This is a genomic window from Clostridium sp., assembly GCF_016650095.1.
Lineage (GTDB): Bacteria > Bacillota > Clostridia > Clostridiales > Clostridiaceae > Clostridium_AD.
Map to the genome: position 1 here is coordinate 1 of NZ_JAENWL010000164.1, position 7,607 is coordinate 7,607.

Here is a 7,607-nt window from a genome sequence, read left to right on the forward strand (position 1 = left end):
AAAGTAGTTGTCCGTCCTAGAGACATTGCAGCGCCATTGTTTTCTTTTATTCCTGCAAGATATCCAAAATAAACTGCTTGTACAGCCTCTTGTGCGGTGGTAGATGGTTTTGAAATATCAATACCATATTTTGAAACCATGGTTTTTATTTCACCAAGCGCTCTTATTTGCATACTTATTTCTTCTCTATGTCTTATTAAATCATCAGAGGCAAATCCTGTGAACTCATTTAAATCTTTTTTCTTTTGTGCAACTAAAAAATCCATACCATAAAGAGCAATTCTTCTATAGTCTCCTATTACGCGTCCACGACCATATGCATCTGGAAGACCAGTGAGGAGGCCTACAGTTCTTGCAACTTTAGTAGAGGCAGTGTATGCATCAAAAACTCCTTCATTATGAGTTTTTCTATATTTAGGGAAGTATTCTTGTATATCCTTGTTTAATTTGTACCCATAAGCCTCTAATGATTGCTTTACCATTCTGAAACCGCCGAATGGGTTTACTATTCTTTTTAATGGGGCATCTGTTTGTAATCCAACAATTACTTCATTTTCTTTATCTATATATCCAGGGCCAAAATTATCTATTCCTGCAATTGCATTAGTTTCTATATCAATAATACCTTTTTTAATTTCTTCTATAATAAGTGAATTAGCTTTATCCCAAACCTTATTAGTCTTATCAGTTTTTCCTACTAAAAAATTATCATCACCTTCGTATAAGGTATAATTTTTTTGGATAAAATCTTTTACGTCAATTTGTTCTTTCCATTGGTCTCCTATGAATCCTTTCCATTGTTCAAACATTTCATTTCCTCCTTTAAGTATATTCATACAATATTTAGTAGATACTAGCGTTAACTAAAATATAATTTGTCGATATAATATATTGTAATATTAAAATTGAAACAGTTCAAGTGTTTATAAATAAGTTTGAAAATTAAGAATATTAAATAAGTTATAAAACCATTGATATGAAAGCAATTGGTGAAAAATAAAATCAAATAAAAAAAATGTAACAGAACAGTTTTAAAATGAAACAGTTTGGATTGTAGTGCTTATAATATAGAATAAAATTAAAAATTTAGATTTGCAGCACTTCGTATGAAGCTAATATTTAAGAAAGGTGATGCATAGCATCTTGCGTAAGGCATCTTTTAGAAAGTGATATTATTTTCATTTATAATAAGGTATAATGATATTGAATAATGGATTATTTATAATGGAGGTAGATGGTATGAGCAAACCTAGCATATTTAGCAAGCATTATGAGAAAGAAGTTAAAAAACGAAGAAAGAAAATATTTTTATTAATTATCTTACCTATAATAGGGTTGATCATATTTTTATTTACAGATTTTAATGCTTTATTCGATAAAGGTATAAGCATGAAAGAAGGTATAAATAATATCCTAGTAAATAAATCAAAAGAAAATACAAAAGTTGAAGAAGACAAGGCAGGAGAAGTACAAAAAAAGCAAGAAGAAATTGTTAAATCACAGACGGATACTGAAAAGTCCCAAGAAGTGCAAGAAGACACCACTTTAAAGGTGAAGGATGCTTTGAAAAATGAAATATTTCTTGTTTCATTGTCTGATGGTCAAAAAGTTAGTGTTGAATATAATGTGAATGGAACAGAAAAAAAAATTACGGGTGTAAAAGATGCTAAAAATATATCATATGATATAAGTCCAAGTAAAAAATCAATAGTTATTCAGAGCACAATGAATCAGGATATATTATATTTTGATATAAACAAAACTAGCAAGGATATTACAAAAAAACAACATACATCTAGTAGAGGTGATGTTATTTTAAAAGATAGCCAGCTTAAAAATAATCCGAATTACATTTGGTCAATTACACCTAAGTTTATTGATGAGGATAATATTGTATATGTTAGTGAATTACCTTGGATGAATAGCAAGGCTGTACAATATATATGGAAGATGAATTTGAAAAATAATGATCAAACACAAGTAAAATCGGCATCTGGTAAAAAAGTTATTTTTAAAAATATAACTTCGAAAGGTCTCGAGACAATAATAGATGGAAATGTAGTGTACATAACTACATCCGGTGAAGTAATAAAGTAGGAAAAATATTAATAGATTATATCAATGCTAAAATTGGGTTGTAAATTTTAGAGAATTTAGTTATAATCATAGTATTAGACTATAGAAGCTAACAAGCTTGATAATATTTGTAAATACCTTGAAAACTATGGTATAATGTATAAGTTAACAAGCATTTGTGGTTATTAGGAGGAGAAATATAATGAACGTTAAAATGGAAAAATTAGAAAAGAATATTATTAAATTGGAGATAACTGTTGAAGCAACGAGGTTTAATGTAGCTTTGAAGAAATCTTCTGTAAAAAACTCGAAAACTATAAACATACCTGGATTTAGAAAAGGTAAGGCACCAATGTCCATAATAAAGAAAATGTATGGTGAAGGTGTTTTCTTTGAAGATGCTATAAATTTCTGTTGTGATGATACATATCCAGAAGCTTTAAAAGAACATGACATAAGTCCTTTGGATTATCCTAAGATTGATATTATTGAAATAGGCGAAGGAAAAGACTTTGTATATACTGCGTCTGTTGAAGTAGCTCCAGAAGTTAAAATTGGAGAATATAAAGGATTAGAAGCTAAGAAAGTTGAATATAATGTAACAGATGATGAAGTTGAAAATCAACTAAAAGGCATGCAAGAAAAAAATGCTAGAATTGAAGAAAAGGTTGATGGCGCTGTTGCAATGGGTAATATAACAGTTATAGATTTTAAAGGATTTATTGAAGGCGCTGCTTTTGAGGGTGGAGAGGGAACTGACTTTGAACTTGAAATAGGTTCAGGATCATTTATTGATACCTTTGAAGAACAATTAGTTGGCTTAAAAGCTGGAGAAACAAAAGAAGTTAAAGTTAATTTCCCAGAAGCATATGGAAGAGAAGACTTAAATGGAAAACTTGCAACTTTTAATGTAACTATTAAAAGCATGAAGGAAAAAGAATTACCAGCTATTGATGATGAATTTGCTAAAGAAGTATCAGAATTTGATACTTTAGAAGAATTAAGAAATGACATTAAAAAAGCACTTGAAAAATCAAGTGAAGATAGAGAAAAGAAAGAATTTGAAGAAGCAGTAATAGATGCAGTTTGTTCTAATGTTCTATTGGACATTCCAGAAATTATGATAAAAAGAGAAACTGACATTATGTTAAAAGATTTAGAAATGAAATTAAAACAACAAGGGTTAGATCTTGAATCATATTATCAGTATACTAACAATACTGAAGTAAAAGTTAGAGAATTCATGAAAGAAGCAGCTGAAAAGAGAGTTAAAACTGATTTAGTAATAACAGAAATAGCGAAAATAGAAAAAGTTGAAGCTAGTGATGAAGAAATGCTTGCAAAAGCTAAACAAGTTGCTACGCAATACGGAGATAAAGATATAGATAAAACAGCAGATTTAATTCTGCAAGCGCAAAAACAATATCTTAAAATTGATGTTGTAAATGAAAAAGTAATAAAAATGTTAGTTGATAGTGCTAAAGTAACTGCATAATATATATTAGAACTAATTGTCAGTTTGGCAATTAGTTTTAAATATATGATAAAACTATATGGTTAAAAAATGATTATTTGGATAGAATTAAGTAGTAGATTACCTTTGAAGTAATTCTATTATAGTAGAGGAGGGAATTATATGAGTTTGGTGCCAATGGTTGTTGAACAAACGAATAGGGGAGAAAGATCCTATGATATTTATTCAAGACTGCTAAAAGAAAGAATAATTTTTCTAGGAGAAGAGGTAAATGATGTAACTGCTAGTTTAGTTGTTGCTCAGTTATTGTATTTAGAGTCTGAAGACCCTGATAAAGATATTTATTTATATATAAATAGTCCAGGTGGATCAATTACATCAGGTATGGCTATTTTTGACACAATGCAATTGATAAAGCCACAAGTTTCCACTATTTGTACAGGTATGGCGGCATCCATGGGAGCTTTTTTATTAGCAGCTGGAGAAAAGGGAAAAAGATTTGCATTGCCTAACAGTGAAATTCTGATACATCAACCTTTAGGAGGATTCCAAGGTCAAGCAACTGATATTGATATTCACGCAAAACGAATCCTTAGAACTAAAGATACATTAAATAAAATATTGTGTGAAAGAACCGGCCAAACAATGGAGAAAATTCAACATGATGTTGAAAGAGATTACTTTATGAGTTCACAAGAAGCCATGGAGTATGGATTGATAGATGAAGTTATAACTAAAAGGAAATAACTTTAAATGAAATATAGTAAATAGAGGTGAAAATATGACAAAGTTTGATGAGAAAAAACAACTTAAATGTTCTTTCTGTGGTAAAACCCAAGACCAAGTTAGAAGATTAATTGCAGGACCTGGAGTATATATATGTGATGAGTGTATAGAATTATGCTCTGAAATAATTGTAGATGAATTTCAGGGGGATGTTGAGCTAGATTTAGGGGCATTGCCAAAACCTGCAGAAATAAAAAAATATATAGATGATTACGTAGTTGGACAAAATACAGCCAAAAAATCTTTGGCAGTAGCAGTATATAATCATTATAAACGGGTAAATTCAAATGTTAATGAGGGTGATGTAGAACTTCAAAAAAGTAATATATTGTTACTTGGACCTACAGGTTGTGGTAAAACATTGCTCGCTCAAACCTTGGCAAAATATTTAAATGTACCTTTTGCTATTGCAGATGCAACTACACTTACTGAAGCAGGATATGTAGGGGAAGATGTAGAAAACATCCTACTTAAATTAATACAAAATGCTGACTATGATGTAGAAAAGGCAGAAAAGGGTATTATATATATAGATGAAATAGACAAGGTTGCTAGAAAATCTGAAAATCCTTCTATAACTAGGGATGTATCTGGAGAAGGCGTTCAACAGGCGTTACTTAAAATATTAGAAGGTACTACAGCATCAGTTCCACCACAAGGTGGTAGGAAACATCCTCACCAAGAATTCATTCAAATAAATACAGCTAATATTTTATTTATTTGTGGAGGTGCATTTGATGGCCTTGATAAAATTATAGAAAAAAGAACTAGAACTACGTCAGTTGGTTTTGGAGCTGAAATAAGATCTAAAGAAAAAACAGATGTAGGGGAGTTACTTAAGTCTATAATGCCTGGAGATTTATTAAAGTTTGGATTAATTCCGGAATTTGTAGGAAGGCTTCCTATAGTAGTTACTCTTGAAGCTTTAGATGAAGTAGCATTAGTTAGTATACTTAGTGAACCTAAAAATGCGCTCATAAAACAATATAAGAAATTATTTGAGATGGATAACGTAGAATTAGAGTTCGAAGAACCAGCCTTAAAAGCTATAGCTAAAGAAGCTATTAAAAGAAAAACTGGAGCTAGAGGACTTAGATCTATCATAGAAGATACTATGAAGGAAATTATGTTTGATATTCCATCTAATGAACAAGTAACTAAAGTAATAGTTACTGAAGAAACTATTAGAACTAGAACTCCACAATTAGTTTTAGCTGAAAGTGGGAAAAGAGAAAAATTGAAGATTGCAACAAAAGTTAAAACAAAAAAAGGTATAGAGACAGCATAGTAAGTTTAAAATTAAAGATTCATTAAAGAGGCAGATTATATATCTGTCTTTTTTTTGTGGTGTGATTTAATGGGTATAAATAAGATTATTAATTGGAAAAAAAGGAATATATTAAACTGAAATTGAGCATAATATCAGAAGATAGAATATTTACTAAAATATGCTAATCTAATATGTGAAAGGAGGATTAGTTTAATATATTCAATATTAAACTTCAAATAATATGACTACAAAAATTCTAATGGCAGTACAACTTTTTTTTACAGTAGTTATCGGATTATATTTTTTCAATGCAATAAAAGGTCAGAGAAGTGGCAAGGTGGGTATTGTTAAGGAAAGCAAAATAGAAATGGAGAAATTACGAAAAATGAAGAGCATATGCCTTACTGAGCCGCTTACAGAAAAATGTAGACCAACAAGATTTGAAGACGTTATAGGTCAAGAAAAAGGGATTAAGGCATTGCAAGCAGCGATATGCGGACCTAATCCTCAGCACGTCATTATTTATGGGCCACCTGGAATAGGGAAAACAGCAGCGGCTAGATTAGTGCTTGAGGATGCTAAAAAAAGAGAACGATCTCCTTTTAGTGAATTCTCTAAGTTTATAGAAATAGATGCAACTACTGTTAGATTTGATGAAAGAGGAATTGCTGACCCTCTCATTGGATCCGTTCACGATCCCATTTATCAAGGGGCTGGGCCACTAGGAGTAGCTGGAGTACCTCAACCCAAAGCTGGAGCCGTTACAAAAGCACATGGAGGAATTCTATTTCTTGATGAAATTGGAGAGTTACATCCTATAGAAATGAATAAGCTACTTAAAGTATTAGAGGATAGAAAAGTATTTTTAGATAGTGCTTATTATAATGGAGAAGATCCTAATACGCCACTTTATATAAAAGAGGTATTTGATGAAGGTCTTCCAGCAGATTTCAGGCTGATAGGAGCAACTACACGTAATCCAGAAGAAATAATTTCAGCAATAAGGTCAAGGTGCATAGAAATTTATTTTAGGGCATTACTACCAGAAGAATTGCAAATAATTGCACAAAATTCAATAACCAAGATGGGTCTTAAAATTTGCGAAAAAGCATTAAAGCTCGTAGGTAAATACTCTAGTAATGGACGAGATACTGTTAATTTAATTCAACTAGCTAGTGGAATTGCCATTAATGATGAAAGAGATGAAGTAAGTATCGAGGATATTGAATGGGTAATAGAAAATGGTCAGTACTCTCCAAGACCAGAGATGAAGATATCTGATAAACCACAAATTGGATACGTAAACGGCTTAGCGGTTTACGGAGCGAACATAGGCGCTGTAATGGAAATTGAAGCTAGTGCCAAGAAAATAAAGCTTAGAAAAGGTTTGCTTAAAATCACAGGTATTATTGAGGAGGAAGAAATAAGTAGTGCCAATAAAAAACTACGACGAAAAAGTACTGCAAGGTCCTCAGTAGAAAATGTTGTTACAGTTCTTGAAAAATATTTTGATATAGATTGTGACGACTATGATATTCATGTAAACTTTCCAGGGGGTTCACCTGTAGATGGACCTTCCGCAGGGGTAAGTATAACTACTGCAATATACAGCGCAATAAAAGGTATACCAGTTGATAATATGGTCGCAATGACAGGAGAAATATCAATACATGGCAACGTAAAGCCAATCGGCGGTGTCAGTGCTAAGATTGCTGCTGCAAAAAAAGCAGGAGCTACAAGAGTTATTATTCCTAGGGACAATTGGCAGGACAGCTTTGGAAATATTGAAAATATTAAAATTATACCAGTGAGTAATATTAGTGAGGTAATTAAAGAAGCATTAGTTCAGGATACACCTAAAAATATTTCAATTGCATTTGAGCCAGAGGTGGATGTTATAGCGGCAGAAGCATTAAAAGCTTGATATATACTTTAAAAAGAAGGTAATCCCCAATTAATTATGGCGGATTACTTTTTCTTATTACTTTAGTAGCCCTCAGG

At 31.4% G+C, this 7,607-nt stretch carries 6 protein-coding genes; 5 read left to right on the top strand and 1 reads right to left on the bottom strand.

Annotated features, from left to right (window positions below; all coding sequences use genetic code 11):
* The coding region (locus JJE11_RS10680; protein WP_291635392.1) for a pyruvate formate lyase family protein at window positions 1–809 on the bottom strand (809 nt) is incomplete at its 3' end.
* 430 nt (window positions 810–1,239) lie between these two features.
* On the opposite strand from JJE11_RS10680, the gene JJE11_RS10685 reads away from it, so the two are divergent.
* The 5 genes from JJE11_RS10685 to lonB all read left to right on the top strand — a co-directional run bounded on the left by JJE11_RS10685 (window position 1,240) and on the right by lonB (window position 7,530).
* A complete protein-coding gene (locus tag JJE11_RS10685) occupies window positions 1,240–2,097 on the top strand; it encodes a hypothetical protein (protein ID WP_291635394.1) in 858 nt (285 codons plus the stop codon).
* Window positions 2,098–2,278: 181 nt separating this feature from the next.
* Window positions 2,279–3,571, top strand: coding sequence for a trigger factor (tig, locus tag JJE11_RS10690; RefSeq protein WP_291635396.1), 1,293 nt, complete (start codon window positions 2,279–2,281; stop codon window positions 3,569–3,571).
* Window positions 3,572–3,712: 141 nt separating this feature from the next.
* The gene (clpP, locus tag JJE11_RS10695; RefSeq protein ID WP_291635398.1) at window positions 3,713–4,297 is read left to right on the top strand and encodes an ATP-dependent Clp endopeptidase proteolytic subunit ClpP; all 585 of its coding nucleotides are present in this window, start codon (window positions 3,713–3,715) and stop codon (window positions 4,295–4,297) included.
* A 34-nt stretch (window positions 4,298–4,331) separates the two neighbouring features.
* Window positions 4,332–5,624: an ATP-dependent Clp protease ATP-binding subunit ClpX gene (gene clpX / locus JJE11_RS10700; protein WP_291635400.1), complete on the top strand. Its 1,293-nt coding sequence runs from the start codon at window positions 4,332–4,334 to the stop codon at window positions 5,622–5,624.
* 223 nt (window positions 5,625–5,847) lie between these two features.
* Window positions 5,848–7,530 (top strand): ATP-dependent protease LonB, encoded by a 1,683-nt coding sequence (gene lonB, locus JJE11_RS10705; protein WP_291635402.1) that lies wholly within the window; start codon window positions 5,848–5,850, stop codon window positions 7,528–7,530.
* Window positions 7,531–7,607 lie beyond the last annotated feature (77 nt).